This window comes from Mesorhizobium sp. WSM3860 (genome assembly GCF_002294995.1).
Classification (GTDB): Bacteria; Pseudomonadota; Alphaproteobacteria; order Rhizobiales; family Rhizobiaceae; genus Mesorhizobium.
On sequence record NZ_NSGF01000020.1, the window covers coordinates 64,684 to 81,978 of the forward strand.

At 63.5% G+C, this 17,295-nt stretch carries 17 protein-coding genes; 4 read left to right on the plus strand and 13 right to left on the minus strand.

From position 1 onward, the window contains the following. Positions 1 to 56 precede the first annotated feature (56 nt). Together phoU and CK220_RS25500 are read right to left on the minus strand one after the other, a co-directional pair. On the minus strand, positions 57 to 782 hold the full coding sequence (phoU, locus tag CK220_RS25495) for a phosphate signaling complex protein PhoU (RefSeq protein ID WP_095814162.1): 726 nt from the start codon (positions 780 to 782) through the stop codon (positions 57 to 59). Positions 783 to 890: 108 nt separating this feature from the next. Further along, entirely contained in the window at positions 891 to 2,156 is a 1,266-nt protein-coding gene (locus CK220_RS25500) for an ATP-binding protein (RefSeq protein WP_095814163.1), read from the minus strand. Positions 2,157 to 2,339: 183 nt separating this feature from the next. Between CK220_RS25500 and ppk2 the strand changes: the two genes are divergently transcribed. Next, positions 2,340 to 3,245, plus strand: a complete 906-nt coding sequence (ppk2, locus tag CK220_RS25505; RefSeq protein ID WP_095814164.1) for a polyphosphate kinase 2 — start codon at positions 2,340 to 2,342, stop codon at positions 3,243 to 3,245. Positions 3,246 to 3,324: 79 nt separating this feature from the next. Here ppk2 and CK220_RS25510 read toward each other — a convergent pair whose 3' ends face one another. The 3 genes from CK220_RS25510 to CK220_RS25520 all read right to left on the minus strand — a co-directional run bounded on the left by CK220_RS25510 (position 3,325) and on the right by CK220_RS25520 (position 5,730). Next, entirely contained in the window at positions 3,325 to 4,071 is a 747-nt protein-coding gene (locus tag CK220_RS25510; RefSeq protein WP_095814198.1) for an enoyl-CoA hydratase-related protein, read from the minus strand. A gap of 11 nt (positions 4,072 to 4,082) precedes the next feature. Next, positions 4,083 to 4,721: an acyl-homoserine-lactone synthase gene (locus CK220_RS25515; RefSeq protein WP_066996739.1), complete on the minus strand. Its 639-nt coding sequence runs from the start codon at positions 4,719 to 4,721 to the stop codon at positions 4,083 to 4,085. A gap of 277 nt (positions 4,722 to 4,998) precedes the next feature. Continuing rightward, a complete protein-coding gene (locus CK220_RS25520; RefSeq protein ID WP_095814199.1) occupies positions 4,999 to 5,730 on the minus strand; it encodes a LuxR family transcriptional regulator in 732 nt (243 codons plus the stop codon). Between the two features lie 226 nt (positions 5,731 to 5,956). Here CK220_RS25520 and CK220_RS25525 point away from each other — a divergent pair, with 226 nt between their 5' ends. Continuing rightward, the gene (locus CK220_RS25525) at positions 5,957 to 6,829 is read left to right on the plus strand and encodes a transporter substrate-binding domain-containing protein (RefSeq protein ID WP_095814165.1); all 873 of its coding nucleotides are present in this window, start codon (positions 5,957 to 5,959) and stop codon (positions 6,827 to 6,829) included. Between the two features lie 110 nt (positions 6,830 to 6,939). Here CK220_RS25525 and CK220_RS25530 read toward each other — a convergent pair whose 3' ends face one another. Further along, positions 6,940 to 7,350: a tellurite resistance TerB family protein gene (locus tag CK220_RS25530; RefSeq protein ID WP_095814166.1), complete on the minus strand. Its 411-nt coding sequence runs from the start codon at positions 7,348 to 7,350 to the stop codon at positions 6,940 to 6,942. 170 nt (positions 7,351 to 7,520) lie between these two features. Between CK220_RS25530 and CK220_RS25535 the strand changes: the two genes are divergently transcribed. Beyond that, positions 7,521 to 9,170 (plus strand): lysine--tRNA ligase, encoded by a 1,650-nt coding sequence (locus tag CK220_RS25535; RefSeq protein ID WP_095814200.1) that lies wholly within the window; start codon positions 7,521 to 7,523, stop codon positions 9,168 to 9,170. Here CK220_RS25535 and CK220_RS25540 read toward each other — a convergent pair. Together CK220_RS25540 and CK220_RS25545 are read right to left on the minus strand one after the other, a co-directional pair. Beyond that, positions 9,133 to 10,017: a thermonuclease family protein gene (locus tag CK220_RS25540; RefSeq protein ID WP_245429397.1), complete on the minus strand. Its 885-nt coding sequence runs from the start codon at positions 10,015 to 10,017 to the stop codon at positions 9,133 to 9,135. The genes CK220_RS25535 and CK220_RS25540 overlap by 38 nt on opposite strands. Positions 10,018 to 10,027: 10 nt before the next feature. Next, positions 10,028 to 10,669, minus strand: coding sequence for a helix-turn-helix transcriptional regulator (locus CK220_RS25545; protein ID WP_095814167.1), 642 nt, complete (start codon positions 10,667 to 10,669; stop codon positions 10,028 to 10,030). Positions 10,670 to 10,919: 250 nt separating this feature from the next. On the opposite strand from CK220_RS25545, the gene CK220_RS25550 reads away from it, so the two are divergent. After that, on the plus strand, positions 10,920 to 11,540 hold the full coding sequence (locus CK220_RS25550) for a flavin reductase (RefSeq protein ID WP_095814202.1): 621 nt from the start codon (positions 10,920 to 10,922) through the stop codon (positions 11,538 to 11,540). Between the two features lie 12 nt (positions 11,541 to 11,552). On the opposite strand, the gene CK220_RS25555 is transcribed toward CK220_RS25550, so the two are convergent. The 5 genes from CK220_RS25555 to CK220_RS25575 all read right to left on the minus strand — a co-directional run bounded on the left by CK220_RS25555 (position 11,553) and on the right by CK220_RS25575 (position 17,242). Then, on the minus strand, positions 11,553 to 12,095 hold the full coding sequence (locus CK220_RS25555; RefSeq protein WP_095814168.1) for a thioesterase family protein: 543 nt from the start codon (positions 12,093 to 12,095) through the stop codon (positions 11,553 to 11,555). Between the two features lie 61 nt (positions 12,096 to 12,156). Next, positions 12,157 to 14,376, minus strand: coding sequence for a 3-hydroxyacyl-CoA dehydrogenase NAD-binding domain-containing protein (locus CK220_RS25560; protein WP_095814169.1), 2,220 nt, complete (start codon positions 14,374 to 14,376; stop codon positions 12,157 to 12,159). A 14-nt stretch (positions 14,377 to 14,390) separates the two neighbouring features. Continuing rightward, on the minus strand, positions 14,391 to 15,599 hold the full coding sequence (locus CK220_RS25565) for an acetyl-CoA C-acetyltransferase (RefSeq protein WP_095814170.1): 1,209 nt from the start codon (positions 15,597 to 15,599) through the stop codon (positions 14,391 to 14,393). Between the two features lie 33 nt (positions 15,600 to 15,632). Further along, the gene (locus CK220_RS25570; protein ID WP_095814171.1) at positions 15,633 to 16,802 is read right to left on the minus strand and encodes an acyl-CoA dehydrogenase family protein; all 1,170 of its coding nucleotides are present in this window, start codon (positions 16,800 to 16,802) and stop codon (positions 15,633 to 15,635) included. Beyond that, complete coding sequence (locus tag CK220_RS25575; RefSeq protein ID WP_095814172.1) at positions 16,799 to 17,242, minus strand: endonuclease domain-containing protein; 444 nt, start codon at positions 17,240 to 17,242, stop codon at positions 16,799 to 16,801. The genes CK220_RS25570 and CK220_RS25575 overlap by 4 nt, the downstream gene beginning before the upstream one ends. Positions 17,243 to 17,295 lie beyond the last annotated feature (53 nt).

The window sequence follows — 17,295 nt, forward strand, 5'->3', positions numbered from 1 at the left end:
AAAGCCGTTCGAGTGGCCGCTGTTCACTTGGCCGATATTGGGTCGTCGATACTGCGTCACTTGGCCGATGCTGGGCCAGGCACCACCACCTGGTCGGTCTTGTCGCCCTTCGGCCGTTCGGCCGGCATCTGGTCGCCGGTGACGATGTAATAGATGGTTTCGGCGATGTTGGTGGCGTGGTCGCCGATCCGCTCGATGTTCTTGGCGCAGAACAGCAAATGGGTGCAGGGCGTGATGTTGCGCGGATCTTCCATCATATAGGTCAGAAGTTCGCGGAACAGCGAGGTGTACATGGCGTCGATCTGATCGTCGCGGTCGCGCACGAAGCCGATCTTCTCGACCGAGCGCGAGGCATAGACGTCAAGCACTTCCTTGAGCTGCGTCAACGCCAGATCGGCCAGCGCCTCGAGGCCGCGAAAGAGGCTGCTCGGCTGGCGGCCGTCAATGACCGCCGCGACGCGCTTGGCGAGGTTCTTGCCGAGATCGCCGACGCGCTCGATATCGGCCGAGATGCGGATGGCGCCGACGATCTCTCGCAGGTCCGTCGCCATCGGCTGCCGCCTGGCGATGATGATGATCGCCTTGTCGTCGATCTCGCGCTGCCCCTCGTCGAGGACGAGATCGTCGTGGATGACTTTCTGTGCCAAACCCGGATCGGCGTTCACGAGGGCCGCGACCGCCTGCTCGACCATGCGCTCGGCATGCCCGCCCATGGCGGCGATGCGCTTCGACAGGAATTTCAGTTCTTCGTCATAGGCACTGACAATGTGGGCGGACTGCATCGATATGCCTTCCCGGTTTCTGCCGGCTGGTGCGTTCCCTCAATCTGTCGCTGATACGCGAGCCAGATGACAGAAAAAAGAAAATGCCGGTTGGCAACCAATATAGGATCACTGAGCCGGCAAATGAACCGTGAACGCCGCGCCCTTGCCGACTTCCGTCTTGATCGACAGCCTTGCGTCATGACGTGTCAATATATGCTTGACGATCGAAAGGCCAAGGCCGGTGCCTTTCTGGGTCCGGCTGTTTTCCACGTCGACGCGGTAGAAGCGCTCCGTGATGCGGGGGATGTGTTCCTCGGCAATGCCTGGACCATAGTCTCTTATGGTCACGTCGATGCCTGGGTCCTGGCCGTCCTCGGCGTGTGCGATCGACACGGTGACGCGTCCGCCCGACTGGCCGTATTTGCAGGCATTCTCCAAGAGATTCTCGAACACCTGGAAGAGTTCGTCGCGGTCGCCGGGCACGGAAATCGCCCCATCGGTGAAGTCCCGCTCGATGGCAATGCCGTTCTCGTTGGCCAGCGGCGCGAGCGAGTCGATGACGCTGTCGATGGTCTGACGAAGGTCGACCGCGGTTCCCGGCCGCAAATAGGGCTTCATCTCCAGCCGCGACAGCGACAACAGGTCGTCGATCAGGCGCGCCATGCGGCCGGTCTGGTTCTGCATGATCTGCAGGAACTGGTCGCGCGCCGCCGCGTCGTTGCGGGCAGGCCCGCGCAACGTCTCGACGAAGCCGGCGATCGAGGCGAGCGGGGTGCGCAGCTCATGGCTGGCATTGGCGATGAAGTCGGCGCGCATGCGGTCGATGCGGCGCGCTTCGCTCTGATCCTTGAACACCAGCACGTAGAGATCGGTGGCATGGCCGACCGAGGACGCGCTCACCCGGTATGTGCGCTCGACCGGCAGCTTTTCCGTGTAGTCGACGACATCGGACGCCATAGTTCCCGAGACGATGCCGTCAAGCAAGGCCTGCATTTCCGGCGCGCGGAATTTGAGCGACAGCGACATGCCGGGCGCCAGCCCACCGAAGGCGGCAAAGGCCGCCGCGTTGGCGTGGACGATCGTGGCGGTCCGGTCGAAGATGATCAGCGGATCGGCAACGGCGGCGGCCAGATATTCGCCGGACAGCCGCTGCAGGCCGCCGACTTCGATTGCGGCAGCACCGTTGGCTGACTGCCGCTCGGCTTCGGCCGGCAGCATTGCGGCCGCGACCAGCAACGCCAGGGCCAGCAGCGGCACAAAGATCGAAAGGCCGCCGAAACCATAGACGCCGAGGACCGCGACCATGGCCGCGGCCAGCAACCAACGGCTGCGCCGGAGCCGGGCTACCGCTGCCGGTATTGCGCCTTTCTGGTCTGCGCCCTTATCGACCATGCGCTGCCCCGTATCTCCGTCGGTGAAAGGTCCCCGACCGGACCGGCGCATGACCCACAAAAATCGGAATCGATTTTCTGGAATGTTCATGCGCAAAATCAAAGTGCTACAGCGCGTCCAGACGGACGCAACGCCTCAGAGGCTCCCATAGCACGAGTCTGCAAGCTGGAAAGGTTCGTCTCGATGAAAAAAGCCGAGGAAAATGCCGACGCGGCACCTGCCGCAGGACCGATCAAGATGAGGATCGGCGGTAAGGAACGCGAGTTCGACATCGACAACCCGGTGCTCCCGGACTGGGTCGAGGACAACAAGCTGACCGCCGGCGGCTATCCCTACGACAAGAAGATGAAGGGTGGAGAGTACGACAAGGAACTCGAGCGGCTGCAGATCGAATTGGTCAAGGCGCAGGCCTGGCTGCAGGCGACCGGCAAACGGGTGATGGCGCTGTTCGAGGGGCGCGACGCGGCCGGCAAGGGCGGCACGATCTTCGTGCTGCGGCAGTACATGAACCCGCGCACGGCGCGCAACGTGGCGCTGACCAAGCCGACGCCGACGGAGCACGGCCAATGGTACTATCAGCGCTATGTCGACCACTTCCCGACCTCCGGCGAGTTCGTCACCTTCGACCGCTCCTGGTACAACCGCGCCGGCGTCGAGCCGGTCATGGGATTCTGTACCCCGGAACAGCACGAGACATTCCTCGACGAGACCCCGCATTTCGAGCGCATGATCTGTAACGAGGGTATCCACTTCTTCAAATTCTGGCTGAACATCGGCCGCGAGACGCAGCTCGAACGGTTCCATGACCGCCGCTGGTCGCCATTGAAGAACTGGAAATTCTCGCCGATCGACATCGCCGGCATCAGCAAATGGGACGACTACACCAAGGCGCGCGACCTGATGTTCGAGCGCACTCACAAGGAGTTCGCGCCCTGGATCATCGTGCGCGCCAACGACAAGCGCCGTGCGCGGCTTGCGGTGATGCAGCGTATCCTTTCGTCGCTGCCTTACGACGGCCGCGACCTCGACGCCGTCGGCAAGCAAGACAAGAAGATCATCGGCGAAGGGCCGTCGTTCCTGGAGAAATAGCTTGCACCGTGCCTCCGGCCAACATTACAGCGCCGCGCACCTTCTCGGGTACGCGGCGCTGAGACTTTCCACCAAGGTGTCACGCCGCGAGGCGGGCGATCCGCTGCAACCGCTTCAGCGTGGCGTCGTCCTGCAGCGCTTGCTGGAACAGCGATATCTCATGGTCAATGCGGTCGCACAGAACGTCCGTATCCCCCTTGAGCAGGCCGCGCGTCTGCAACAGCGCGGCAACCGGCTTCTTGGCGAGCTGCCTTGCCCGCGCCAGGGCCATTTCCTCGGCGCTGCCTTCCACGATCTCGCCGACAAGGCCGAGCGCCTTGGCGTCGTCGACGCCCAGCGTGTCGCCCAGGCAGAAGAAGCGGAAGGCGCCGGCGTAGCCGAGCTTCTGGGGCGCCAGGATGCTGGTTGCCGCGTCCGGCACCAGGCCGAAATCGACGAACGGCACCCTGAACGTGCTCCCCCTGGAAGCAATCACCATGTCGCAGTGGAACAGGATGGTGCAGCCGACGCCGACGGCATCCCCGTCCACGCAGGCAAGGACCGGCTTGGGAAAGGTCGCAAGCATGCGGAACATATCGGTGACGGCGGCAATCAGCTGCTGGTGCTTGGCGGCGTCGAGGAACTCCGAGAAGTCGCCGCCGAGGCAGAAGCAGCCGGCAAGGCCGCGCAGCACGACCACGCGAACCTCGTCATCGACGGCGGCCTCGTGGAAGGTTTTGGCGAGGCTCGCATAGGCGTGCCTGTCCAGCACCGGCCGGCCGTCATGCGAGGACACGGTAACGACCAGCGTGTGGCCGCGCAGCTCAGGTTCGGGGTGGAAGCTCATGACAACCTCCTTCACGAAGCCTGTCTGAGGCCGAGCTGGCCGGGATAGCCTCTCATCAGCACCGGCGGGAAGTGATTGCGGCGCTGGCGCACCACCTCCAGCGTATGCTCGGAAAAGGTGAGCAGCGTCGCCACCACCTGCTGGTTGCCATAGGTGCGCTGGTAACCGAGCGGCGTCGCCAGGAAGTGCAGCTGCAGCGCCCGCAGCACCCACATCGGTTCGAACTCGATGATGACCTGGTTGACGTTGCGCTTGAGGCCCCATTCGACGAAACCGGCGATCAGCTCGGTGCCGACCGTCGAGACGCCGCGCTTGCCGTCACGGAAGCCCGGCGCCACCGCATAGCGAGTCAGCTCCCAGACTCGCGGCCCCGAGGGGGGCGTCCCCTCATAGAGGTCCGTCAGCACATCGGTCAGAAGGTGCGGCCGCGTCGTCGGCAGCATGCGCTGGTAGCCGGCTAGCTCGCCGTTGCGGATGACGAGGTGATGCTCGGCCTCGTCATGGTCGAATTGGTCGATCTCGAGGCCGTCCGGGCGGTCGAGATCGGTCCAGCCCATCTCCTCGACGAAGATCTTGTAGCGCAGGCGGTGAACCGCTTCCCACAGATCGGGGCGCTCCATCAATTCCTGAGTTGTGAGGGAAAAAAGCATTAGCCGTCTCCTGGGCTTGAGAGGAAGATACGGCCGGGCTCTCCCGAAAATATTACGCGATCGCGTAGGCAAGAATTTCTAGGTCGACACCGACCGACCCCGCGAATATAGCCGCGCCTAACCGCCTCCGCGACCGCCTGCACGCGGTTGGCGACGCCCAGTTTGCTTTGGCGTTAAGAAAGTATTAGCCCTCTCTTAAGACAAGGATACGGCTCGCCCTTGCTTAAAATATTAGTCGAATGCGCAGGCGACTATTTCTGCGCCAGCACCGGCCGATCTAGCTAATATAGCCGCGCCTAATTGCCTCGGCGACTGCCTGCACACGGTTGGCGGCGCCCAGTTTGCTCTTCGCGTTGAGAAGGTGTTTCTCGGAGGTATGCTCCGAAATGCCGAGAATCTGCGAAATTTCCCACTCGGACTTGCCGACAGCCGCCCATTGCAGGCATTCGCGCTCACGCGGCGTCAGTTCGATGTGGTCGACGACCTTGCCGGCCATCGTGTGAAGCTGCATGGCGCGGCCGATGGCGTAGGTGGACACCAGCGAGACCATTCCGAATTCGACGTCCGACAGTTCAACGGACTCGCCACCCAGCGAGACCATGACGATCTGGCCGTCGAGCGTGACTAGTGGGAAGGCGAGGCCGTCGCGCAGCTTGAACTCGCGGGCATCGCCCATGACCTCGTCGCTGCTCTTGTCGATGACGATGGCCTGCGAAGCCTCCCGCCACTGGAACGGGGCCTGCAATTGCTTCATGTGGCTGACGACCGGATCATGGTCGACATAGTTGCGCGCCACGTAGCGCTCCAGCCACTCGCCCGGCCAGTCGCAGAGCAGCACGTGGTCCTTCTGCTGGCCGCGCGGCGTGCCGGGTTGCGGCACCGTTCCGGCCATCAGCGCCGTCAGCCCGAAATTCGAGGTGACGCCGAGCAGCCGCTCGCACACTGCCGAAGCAGTGTTGGCGTGCTGCAATTGGTCTATGTATTCCAGAGTTCTATCGAACATGCTCATCGCAACATCTACCCCATGTTGCTTCTGCTTTTCGTACCGATGGTAGATGCCCGAACCACCCTTCGCCATCAACCCCGGACCGCAAGCTTCTTCGCTACGCCTGCAACTCCCCCGTTGCCGGCGCGCGCTCAAACTTGCAAACGTGCTAAAACCATACGCCTAATTCGCCCGTTTGAAATCAAAAACAAATTGTGCCTGCTCTGTTTTCGTACGAAAAGCCGAGGACATGATTGGGCGGAGCGTTATCGTGACATTCCGATGCATATTTCTGGCCCTGCTGTCGGCGCTGATCGGAGCGTTGCCATTTGCCGCCGCGAGTCAAGCCGCGGAGCCGCAGGTTCCGGTGCTGTGGGATGCCAAGGAGCGGCTGCCCAAGCCCGATCTTTCGGCGTTGCCGAGGCTTAGGTTCCTCACCACCACCGATTTTCCGCCTTTCAACTTCCTCGACGGCTCCGGCCGGCTGTCGGGTTTTCACATCGACCTGGCGCGGGCGATCTGCGCCGAACTCGGCATCGTCGAGAAATGCCAGGTCCAGGCGCTGCCCTGGAACGAGCTCGACGATGCGCTGCAGAAAGGCGAAGGCGAGGCGATCATCGCCGGCATCGCGGCGACGCCGGAAAGCCGCGAGAAATACGCCTTCTCGCGTTCCTACCTGCAGTTCCCGGCGCGCTTCATCATGCCGAAGGCCAAGGCCTTGACCGAGCCGGTCCTCGACAAGCTGCGCAGCAAGCGGGTGGGCGTCATCGCCGGCTCGGCGCATGAGAAGATGCTGCGCGACTATTTCAGCACGGTGCAGGTCGTGCCCTTCGACAAGCCCGAGGACCTCTACGCGGACCTCAAGGCCGGCAGGATCGATGCCGCCTTCGGCGACGGCATGCGCTTCGCCTTCTGGCTGGGAGGCTCGGATGCGGCCGGTTGCTGCCGCTTTGCCGGCGGGCCGTATCTCGCGCCGGAATATCTGGGCTCGGGCATGGCGATCGCCACCAGGGCGGGCGACACGGCACTGGCCGCCGCCTTCGACTACGCGCTGCAGGAAATCTCGATCAAGGGAACCTTCGCCGAGTTCTACCTGCGCTATTTCCCGGTGAGTTTTTTCTAGAGCCGGATGATTTCAGGTCGAATCGGCCTGAAATCTGAATCCGGCTCTAAATCAAAGAGATAGAGCATGATGTCGTCCGAAAACCGCTTCACACTTTTCGGCATCATGCTCTAGGTGAGTGTGCGCAGGCGGGCCTTCGCCGCACGGGCGATCGCCGCCACTGTGAGCGTGTCGAGATCGAGCTCGCGTCGGATGAGCTGCAGCACCCTCACCTCCTCCATGCGCATTTCGAGATCGACGGCCGCGACCTCGAAAGCGGCGGCATAGGCGGTGTCACGCAACCGCTCCGGCAGCGCATCGGCGACGCGCGCAAGGACGCCTTCCAGCCCGTCCTTGTCGTGCAGGGCCTGCTGGCAAGCTTGAGCCACGCCGACCAGCCTGTCGCTGGCGAAATCGACAAACACAGGCCAAGAACGGACGACGTCTCCGATCCGCGCCAGTTCGACATCGGTCATGTCGCGGTCGGACGCCGAAGTAATGACCATGAGATAGATCAGGGCTTCATGCGGCGTCAAAGGCATTCAAAACTCCTTGATGGTGAGGCCTCAACGTAGGATTGCCATTGAGGCGCCGCAAGGAAAAGCGCCGCAAATCGTTGACGCTCCGGCCCGCCGCGCCTAGAGACCGGGTGAAAATCTTTGCGCGCCGCCAAGCCGACACATCTGGCCGGCGCATGAGCCTGGAAAGTGACATGACGGGATCAAACATCATCGATCTCAATGCCGAGATGCTTGCGGCCGCCGCCGAAAGCAAGGCATGGCCGTTCGAAGAGGCCAAGAAGATCATTGCCCGCTACAAGAACAAGGACTTTCCCGATACCGTTCTGTTCGAGACCGGCTACGGTCCATCCGGCCTGCCGCATATCGGCACCTTCGGCGAGGTGGCGCGCACCACCATGGTGAGGCACTCCTTCCGCGTGCTGACGCAGGACAAGGTCAAGACCAAGCTTCTATGCTTCTCCGACGATATGGACGGCATGCGCAAGATTCCCGACAACGTGCCGGATCGCGCAGCGCTCGAGCCCTACCTGCACAAGCCGCTTACATCGGTGCCCAATCCCTTCGGCGGCGACTATGCGAGCTTCGCCGACCACAACAACGCGATGCTCTGCCGCTTCCTCGACACGTTCGGCTTCGACTATGAGTTCGCCAGCGCGACACAATACTACAAGTCCGGGCGCTTCGACGAAGTGCTGCTGCGCGCCGCCGAGCGCTATGACGAGATCATGGCGGTGATGCTGCCGACGCTCGGCGAGGAGCGCCAGGCGACCTACAGCCCATTCCTGCCGATCTCGCCGAAAAGCGGCCGCGTGCTCTACGTGCCGATGAAGCATGTCGACGCCGAGGCCGGCACCATCACCTTCGACGACGAAGGTACCGAGACCACGCTGCCCGTCACCGGTGGCCATGTGAAGCTGCAGTGGAAGCCGGATTTCGGCATGCGCTGGGCAGCACTCGGCGTCGATTTCGAGATGTTCGGCAAGGACCACCAGACCAATGCGGCGATCTACGACCGCATCTGCAACATCCTCGGCGGCCGCGCGCCGGAGCATTTCGTCTACGAGCTGTTCCTCGACGAGAACGGCCAGAAGATCTCGAAGTCGAAGGGCAATGGGCTCACCATCGACGAGTGGCTGACCTATGCGCCCACCGAGAGCCTCGGCCTCTACATGTACCAGCGGCCGCGGCAGGCCAAGAAGCTCTATTTCGACGTTATCCCGAAGGCGGTCGACGAATATTACGCCTTCCTGTCCGCCTATCCACGCCAGGAATGGAAGGAGCGGCTCGGCAACCCGGTCTGGCACATGCATGACGGCAATCCGCCGGCCATCGACCTGCCGGTCCCGTTCGCGCTGCTGCTCAATCTGGTCAGCGCCTCCAACGCGCATGACAAGGCGGTGCTGTGGGGTTTCATCTCGCGCCATGCGTCCGGCGTGACGCCGCACACGCACCCCGAGCTCGACCGGCTGACCGGCTATGCCATCCGCTATTTCGACGACTTCGTAAAGCCGACCAAGGTCTATCGCGCCGCCGACGAGGTGGAGCGCGAGGCGCTGGCGAAGCTTTCGGAAGCGCTCGGCGCGCTGCCGCAGGGCGCGGACGGCGAAGCGATCCAGAACGCGGCGCTCAACGTCGCGCGGCGGATCGAGCGCTATCAGGACCATTCCAAGCAAAGCCCGGAAGGCGGACCGGGCGTGTCGGTCGCCTTCTTCCAGATGATCTATCAGGTGCTGATCGGACAGGAACGGGGGCCGCGTTTCGGCTCTTTCGCGGCGCTCTACGGCATCGCGGAAACGCGCGCGCTCATTGAGCGGGCCCTGGCTGGTCAGTTGGCGGCGTAACGGCGCCATCTTCCGCCGGCAGGATGGAACTCGGCGCGGTGGGCGCCGGGCTGGTAGCGGCCGGCAATGCCGGCAGGCCGCCGAGGTTCGGAGCGGCGCCGAAAATGCCTTTCTTCGCCGCGCGCGCCTTGTCGCCCGCCTCGACATAGGGGCCGCCTCGCGCCGCGCGGGCCCAGCCGTTTTCCACCAGCCACAGACCGACATCCTTGTTGCCGACCCAGCACTTGACCGCTATGGCCTTCTGCCCGCCTTGCGGCGGCACAGAGCAGACCAGGGTCCGGCCACGCAGGAAAGCGCGGAATGCGGTCCTGGCGCGAACACCGCAGTCCCAGGGCTTGCCCTCATCGCTGCAGGTCTCGTCCTCTTTGACGATGTCGATGCCCGAGACTGCGATAGAGTAATCCTTGGCCTTGATCATGCCGGCGGCGGTGGCGATGGGCTGGAACAGCTTGGTGCCTTCCCCGCCATCCGGCATTTTCGTTTTCCGCGGCTTGGGCGGACCGGCCAGCGCCAGCTCGCTAAGCGGCGCGCGCGGCTCGGCCCGTTCCAGTTCCTCGACGGGCACTTCGGGTGGCGCCACCACGTCGGGATCGATCGCCCGCGAATGCGCCACCGGCTTCGGCGGCTGCGGCGCGGCAGGCGCCAGAATGGCGGACGTCACCGGTTCCGCAGTGGTCGGTTCCTGAGGCGCCATATCGGCGCCTTGCTCTAGAAGGGCATCGGCCGGATCGATCTGATCGATCGCGACGACGCTTTCGCTGCCCTTCAGCGAGCGGCCTCCGGCGACCACCAGCGCCGCCATTGCCGGAACCGCCGCAAGCGCCAGCGCAAGATGGAGGACCCGCACCAGCCCGGACCTACTGGCTTGCCCAGACGATCCGCGCCACCCACTCCACCTCGCTCATCGGGATGTCGCGGTCCGGGTGGGCGGGGTTGAGCGAGACCAGCACGACCGACTTCGCGGTCTGCCGGTCGAGCACCTTGGCCATCACCTCGCCGGCGGTGGTCTTGACGACGACGCGGTCGCCCTTGCGCGTCGGCGCGCCCGGCTCGACGATCAGCACGTCGCCGTTGCGGTAGAGCGGCAGCATGGAATCGCCTTGGACCATCAGCGCATAGGAGGTTTCCGCTGCCCGCGCCGGAAGCTCGATCAGATCCCAACCCTGCCCCGACGGATAGCCGGCATCGTCGAAGAAGCCGCCGGCGCCGGCCTGGGCGAAGCCAAGCAGCGGGACGGCCATACGCGGGGGCGGCGCAGCGGAGGCACTGCGACCCTCAACCAGCACGGTGAATTCTTCCAGCGAGGCGCCGGTGGCCTCGATGATCTTGGCCAGCGATTCGGTCGAAGGCCAGCGCGGCCGGCCGTCGGAGGACAGGCGCTTGGACTTGTTGAAGGCGGTCGAATCGAGGCCCGCGCGGCGGGCGAGACCGGAAGCCGAGAGCGAATAGCGCTCGGCAAGAGCATCGATTGCGGCCCAGACGCTATCGTGTGAGAGCAAGTCCGCTCTCCTTCGAAAACAGGAAAAAATGCCTCAATGCTGTCTAGCGCGCGCCCATTCGATTGTCCACCGGCGCGGACAGCGGATTGGAGAGAAAGTCGCCCGCTCCCGCAGGATCGATGGGCTCGATCCTGTTCCGGGCGCCGGCACCCGCGAGCCGCCGCGTGGGCAATGCATCGTTCGACCCCGGCCGAAACGTCGCCTTGCGCAGCCTGGTAGGGTGCAGTTCTCGAATTACGAAGGACTGCTCATGTTGCCGAACCACCAATCCATCGCACCATCCGTTCTTTATTTTGGGACGCCTGTCGTCCTGATGGTTACCCGAAACCGTGACGGCACCGCCAACATCACACCCATGTCGTCCGCGTGGGCTTTGGGTTCATGCGTGGTCCTCGGCTTGAGTTCGGCGACACAGGGCGCCATCAATCTTCTGCGGAATGGCGAATGCACCCTCAATTTTCCATCGGCCAGCCTCTGGGCGAATGTCGAACGGATCGCGCGCACGACGGGTGTGAATCCAGTTCCACCCCATAAGGCCGAATTGGGGTTCGTTCATGAGGCCGACAAGTTCGCTTTAGGCGGCTTTGCGGTCCAGCCTAGCGAATTGATCCTGACGCCGCGCATCGCAGAATGCCCCCTGCAGTTCGAAACACGCCTGTTGACCTGCCATCTCAGCGCGAAGCAGCAAGGCGCATCCTCGGCGCACCTCATCATGGAGGTAGACGTGCGGCGGGTTCATGCGCACAGCAGCATCGTCGTGCCGGGAACAAACCACGTCGACACTGCGCGTTGGAATCCTCTGTTCTATGTGTTCCGGCACTATTTTGGCGACGCGGTCGATCTGGGCAAAACCTTTCGGGCCGAACATTGAACGCGTGCTCGATCAGGCCCGCTTGGCCTGCTCGCGGAGGTTCCGGTGCGAGATGATGAATGCCCGCTCGGACTCGGTCGGCGGGCGCGGTTGAGCAGAATGGCCAAGCGCCGCGACGACCTCCTCGATCTCGAGAAAGCGGCGGCCGCGCCGGTCATAGACGCCGCCGGTGGTCAGGATCAGCGCTGCCGTCTCGCCATCATCGAGGACGAAGCGGTGCTTGCCGATTACGGAAGTGCCTTCCCAGGTCTCGATCGACGAGACCACCTCGAAGCGGCGCCACAGCCTGATCTCGCGCACATAGGCCGATTGCAGCCCGCCGATCATCGGCGCCCAGCCGTTGTGCCGCGCGAGCGCGACAAGACCGACGCGAAGAAAGACATCGATGCGGCCAAGATCGGCCAGCATCATGTAACGCGCATTGTTGAGATGGCTGTTGAAATCGATGTCGGTCGGCAGGCAGCGAAAGGCCAGCCGGCTCTGATCGCCGATTTGATAAGGGCCACGGCTGCGCGCCGTGGCCATCATGCGGGCGAGGCGTCCCCAGACATACATTACAGCGCCGCGTGTCCTGTCGGACGCGCAAAAGACGCTGTAACGCTCGTGTGCATGTTCGTCAGGCGGCCTTCTTGACCTCGCCCTTCTGGTAAGGGTCGAAGCGCTGGTAAAAAGTCTCGCCCTTCTCGGCCATGTCGAGCAAAAGCTTGGGCGCCTTGAACTCGGCCCCGTATTTCTTCTGCAGGCCCCTGGCGATCTTGACGAAACGCTTGGCGCCGATGCCGTCGATGTAGGAGAGCGCGCCGCCGGTGAACGGCGCAAAGCCAAAGGCGAGGATCGAGCCGACGTCCGCCTCGCGCGGATCGGTGACGATGCCCTCCTCCATGACGCGCACCGCCTCCAGGGCGATGGTGACCAGCAGGCGCTCTTTGAGCTCCTCGTAGTCGACCTTCTCGGGCTTCTGCTGCGGATAGAGATCCTTGAGACCCGGCCACAGCTTCTTCTTCGCCGGCTTGGCCGGATAGTCGTAGAAACCCTTGCCGTTCTTGCGGCCGAAGCGGCCATGCGTGTCGACCATGGTGTTGATCAGCGCCATCTGCTTCGGATCGACGGCTTTCTCGCCTAGATCCTTGATGGTCTGCTTCATGATCTTCTGGGCAAGGTCGATCGCCGTCTCGTCGGTCAGCGCCAGCGGGCCGACCGGCATGCCGGCGGCCTTGGCGGCGTTCTCGATCATCGTCGCAGGGACGCCTTCGATCAGCATCTTGTAGGCTTCCGACATATAGCGCAGCACGCAGCGATTGACGTAGAAGCCGCGCGTGTCGTTGACGACGATCGGCGTCTTCTTGATGGCGCGTACGAAGTCGATCGCGACGGCGAGCGCCTTGTCGCCGGTCTTCTTGCCGAGGATGATCTCGACGAGCATCATCTTGTCGACGGGCGAGAAGAAGTGGATGCCGACGAAGTTTTTCGGCCGCGCCGAGTTCTTCGCCAGCGAGGTGATCGGGATGGTCGAAGTGTTCGAGGCAAAGATCGCCGAGGGCTTCAGCACCGCTTCCGCCTTCTCGGTGGCGAGCTTCTTCACGGCTGAATCCTCGAACACCGCCTCGACGACAAGATCGCAGCCCGCTAGGTCGGCATGGTCGGCCGTCGGCGTGATCAGCGACAGCAACCTGTCTTTTTCCTCGGGCTTGGCGCGGCCCTTCTTCACCTGGTCCGAAATCAGGCTGTCGGAATGCGCCTTGCCCTTCTCGGCCGACTCCATGTCGCGGTCGAGCAGCACGACGGGAATGCCGGCCTTGGCCGTGACATAGGCGATGCCGGCGCCCATGAAGCCGGCGCCGAGGATGCCGATCTTCTTGAACTTGGTGTCCGGCACGCCGGCCGGGCGGCGCGCGCCCTTGTTCAGTTCCTGCAGCGACACGAACAGCGAGCGGATCATCGCCGCCGCTTCCTTGGTCTGCATGATCTGCGTGAAGTAGCGCTGCTCGATCCGGAGCCCGGTGTCGAAGGGAACCAGCAGGCCCTCATAGACGCATTTCAGGATCGCGGCGGCCGCCGGATAATTGCCGTAGGTCTCGCGGCGCAGGATGGCAATGGCCGGCGGCCAGAGATTGGCGCCGGCTGCCGAATAGATCGGGCCGCCGGGCAGCTTGAAACCCTTTTCGTCCCATGGCGCCACCGGCTTCAGGCCGTTTCTGATCATCGTCTTGGCGGTCTCGACAAGCTTCTTCGGCTCGGCGATCTCGTGGATCAGGCCCATCGACTTCGCTTTTTGCGGCGTCAGATTCTGGCCGGTGGTCAGCATCTGCAGCGCCTGCTGCTGATCGGTCAGGCGCGGCACGCGCTGGGTGCCGCCGGCGCCCGGGAAGATGCCGATCTTCACCTCGGGAAGCGCCATCTTCACCTTGTCGGAATCGGCCGCGACGCGGCCGTGGCAGGCAAGCGACATCTCGAAGGCGCCGCCCATGCAGGTGCCGTTGATCGCCGACACCCACGGCTTGCCACAGGTCTCGATCTTGCGGAACAGACCGGTCATATAGCCGGCATTGTCGAACAGCGCCTTGGTCGCCTTTTCGAGGTCCTTCTCCTTTTCGACGGCGAAGGTGGCGAGCATCTTCTGCAGCATGGTGATGTCGGCACCGCCGGAGAAGCTGTCCTTGCCGGAGGTGATGACCGCGCCTTTGATGGTGGCGTCGCCCGCCACACGATCGACGATGGCGTTGAGCTCGCGCATCGCCTCTTCGGTGAAGACGTTCATCGAGCGGCCGGGCATGTCCCAGGTGACCAGCGCGATCCCGTCGGCGTCCACGTCGAGGGTGAAATTGGTGTAGCTCATCTTTACTCTCCCCGTCAGACGCGTTCGATGATGGTGGCGGTGCCCATGCCGGCGCCGATGCAGAGCGTGACCAGCGCGGTGTTCAGGTCGCGGCGCTCCAGCTCGTCCAGCACCGTGCCGAAGATCATCGCGCCGGTGGCGCCGAGCGGATGGCCCATGGCGATCGCGCCGCCATTGACGTTGATCTGGTCATGCGGGATGTCGAAGGCCTGCATGTAGCGCAGCACAACGGAGGCGAAGGCCTCGTTGAGCTCGAACAGGTCGATGTCCGACAGCCTCATCTTGGCGCGCGTCAAGAGCTTTTCGGTGACGTCGACCGGGCCGGTCAGCATCAGCACCGGCTCGGAGCCGATATTGGCGAAGGAGCGGATGCGCGCGCGCGGCTTCAGGCCCATCGCCTTGCCGGCCTTCTTGGAGCCGAGCAGTACGGCCGCGGCGCCGTCGACGATGCCGGACGAGTTGCCGGCGTGGTGGACGTGGTTCACTTCCTCGACTTCCGGATGCTTCTGCACGGCCACGGCATCGAAGCCGCCCATCTCGCCCGGCATGACGAAGGACGGGTTGAGCGAGGCGAGCGACTGCATGTCGGTCGAAGGTCGCATGTGCTCGTCACGGTCGAGGATGGTGAGGCCGTTCTGGTCCTTGATCGGGACCACCGAATTCTTGAAGCGGCCGTCGTCCCACGCCTTAGCGGCGCGCTTCTGGCTCTCGACGGCGTAAGCGTCGACGTCGTCGCGGCTGAAGCCGTATTTCGTCGCGATCAGGTCGGCCGAGATGCCCTGCGGCACGAACCAGCCGGGAAGGCCGACGGAGGGGTCCATGAACCAGGCGCCGCCGGACATGCCCATGCCGACACGCGACATGGATTCGACGCCGCCGGCGATCACGATCTCGTCCGCCCCTTGGGCGATTTTGGCGGCGCCGAAATTGATGGCATCGAGTCCGGAAGCGCAGAAGCGCGATATCTGCATGCCGGGGGCCTTGGTGTCGTAGCCGGCCTCGAAGGCGGCGGCACGCGGAATGACCGAGCCGGCTTCGCCGACCGGATCGACGCAACCGAAGATGATGTCGTCGACACTGCCGGTGTCGAGCTCGTTGCGGTCACGCAGCGCCTCAAGCGTCTTTGCGGCGAGCCGCACCGCCGGCACCTCATGCAGCGAGCCATCCTTCTTGCCCCTGCCGCGCGGCGTGCGCACGGCGTCATAGACGTAAGCTTCGGCCATTTTCGTGCTCCTTAGGTTTGCCGGTCGCTGCGCTCAGAGAGAGCGCCCGATCAGCAATTTCATGATCTCGTTGGTGCCGCCGTAGATGCGTTGGACGCGGGCGTCGCGGAACATGCGGGCGATCGGATACTCGTTCATGTAGCCGTAGCCGCCATGCAGTTGAAGGCATTCGTCGACGACTTTGCCCTGCAGGTCGGACAGCCAGTATTTGGCCATAGAGGCGGTGACCGGGTCGAGGCCGCCGTCGATGTGGCGGGCGACGCAGTCATTGTAGAAGACGCGGCCGATCGTGGCCTCGGTCTTCAGCTCCGCCAGCTTGAACTGGGTGTTCTGGAAATCGATGATCGCCTTGCCGAAGGCCTTGCGCTCCTTGACGTAGTCGATGGTGAGCGCCAGCGCCCGCTCGATCATGGCGATCGCGCCGGTGCCGATCTGCAGCCGCTCTTGCGGCAATTGCTGCATGAGCTGGACGAAGCCCTTGCCTTCCTCATGGCCGAGCAGGTTGGAGGTCGGCACGCGCACGTCGTTGAAGAACAGCTCGGAGGTGTCGTTGGCCTTGAGGCCTATTTTGTCGAGGTTGCGACCGCGTTCGAAGCCCTCGACCTCGTCGGTCTCGACGACGATCAGCGAGGTGCCCTTGGCGCCCTTATCCGGATCGGTCTTGGTGACGACGATGATCAGGTTGGCGAGCTGGCCGTTGGTGATGAAAGTCTTTGAGCCGTTGATCTTGTAGTGATTGCCGTCCTTCTCGGCACGGGTCTTGACGCCCTGGAGGTCCGAACCGGCGCCAGGCTCGGTCATGGCGATGGCGCCGATCAGCTCGCCGGTCGCCAGTTTCGGCAGCCATTTTTCTTTCTGCTCCCCGGAGCCGTAATGCAGGATGTATGGCGCGACGATCGAATTGTGCAGGCCGATGCCGAAGCCGTCGACGCCGACATGGCCGATTGCCTCGATGATGGCGCTCTCATGCGCGAAGGTGCCGCCGGAGCCGCCATATTTTTCCGGCATCGAGGCGCAGAGCAGGCCGGCGGCGCCCGCCTTCAGCCAGCTCTCGCGGTCGAAAATCTCGTTCTTCTCGAACTCGTCGTAGCGCGGCGCGATCTCCTCCGACATGAAGCGGCTCGCCATGTCGTAGAGCATGCCGACTTCGTCCGCCGCCCAGGCGGGCTTCGGCAGGCCAAGAACCTCGGCTGGATTTGTCATGCTGTTTCCTCCACTGCGCCGGCGTTCCCCTCCCCCTTGAGGGGAGGGTGGCCGCGAAGCGGCCGGGAGGGGTCGCCGATGAGGTGCTCGGCCTTGTCCTTAACAAACTGCGCCACATGCCCTGCACTGTTAATGACATCAGGCTCATCGATCCTGACAACGACGTACCCGAGTGACCGCAAATAGGCGTCGCGGTTCACATCATGACGTCTGCCAGCTTCGGTTTCGTGCAGGTCGCCGTCGACCTCGACGATCAGTTTGATCCTCGGGCAGACGAAATCGACAATGTACGGGCCTATCGGCGATTGCCGCCTGAACTTCAGGCCATCAGCCGTCAGCTCCCGCAATTCGTACCACAGCAAGGACTCGCCCTTCGTCGCGTGGAGACGAAGCGAGCGCGCTTTCTGTCGCATCTCGAAACTGACCCGCGTGCGGGGCATTGCGTTAGTCCTCCTCCCAGGGTGCGTCGCCAGAATTGGCGTCGAGTTCGTCG

What these genes read in the sequence shown, in the direction of transcription:
- phoU (WP_095814162.1), bottom strand. Translation starts at nt 782, where the DNA reads ATGCAGTCCGCCCACATTGTCAGTGCCTATGACGAAGAACTGAAATTC.
- CK220_RS25500 (WP_095814163.1), bottom strand. Translation starts at nt 2,156, where the DNA reads ATGGTCGATAAGGGCGCAGACCAGAAAGGCGCAATACCGGCAGCGGTA.
- ppk2 (WP_095814164.1), top strand. Translation starts at nt 2,340, where the DNA reads ATGAAAAAAGCCGAGGAAAATGCCGACGCGGCACCTGCCGCAGGACCG.
- CK220_RS25510 (WP_095814198.1), bottom strand. Translation starts at nt 4,071, where the DNA reads ATGAGCTTCCACCCCGAACCTGAGCTGCGCGGCCACACGCTGGTCGTT.
- CK220_RS25515 (WP_066996739.1), bottom strand. Translation starts at nt 4,721, where the DNA reads ATGCTTTTTTCCCTCACAACTCAGGAATTGATGGAGCGCCCCGATCTG.
- CK220_RS25520 (WP_095814199.1), bottom strand. Translation starts at nt 5,730, where the DNA reads ATGAGCATGTTCGATAGAACTCTGGAATACATAGACCAATTGCAGCAC.
- CK220_RS25525 (WP_095814165.1), top strand. Translation starts at nt 5,957, where the DNA reads ATGATTGGGCGGAGCGTTATCGTGACATTCCGATGCATATTTCTGGCC.
- CK220_RS25530 (WP_095814166.1), bottom strand. Translation starts at nt 7,350, where the DNA reads ATGCCTTTGACGCCGCATGAAGCCCTGATCTATCTCATGGTCATTACT.
- CK220_RS25535 (WP_095814200.1), top strand. Translation starts at nt 7,521, where the DNA reads ATGACGGGATCAAACATCATCGATCTCAATGCCGAGATGCTTGCGGCC.
- CK220_RS25550 (WP_095814202.1), top strand. Translation starts at nt 10,920, where the DNA reads ATGTTGCCGAACCACCAATCCATCGCACCATCCGTTCTTTATTTTGGG.
- CK220_RS25555 (WP_095814168.1), bottom strand. Translation starts at nt 12,095, where the DNA reads ATGTATGTCTGGGGACGCCTCGCCCGCATGATGGCCACGGCGCGCAGC.
- CK220_RS25560 (WP_095814169.1), bottom strand. Translation starts at nt 14,376, where the DNA reads ATGAGCTACACCAATTTCACCCTCGACGTGGACGCCGACGGGATCGCG.
- CK220_RS25565 (WP_095814170.1), bottom strand. Translation starts at nt 15,599, where the DNA reads ATGGCCGAAGCTTACGTCTATGACGCCGTGCGCACGCCGCGCGGCAGG.
- CK220_RS25570 (WP_095814171.1), bottom strand. Translation starts at nt 16,802, where the DNA reads ATGACAAATCCAGCCGAGGTTCTTGGCCTGCCGAAGCCCGCCTGGGCG.
- CK220_RS25575 (WP_095814172.1), bottom strand. Translation starts at nt 17,242, where the DNA reads ATGCCCCGCACGCGGGTCAGTTTCGAGATGCGACAGAAAGCGCGCTCG.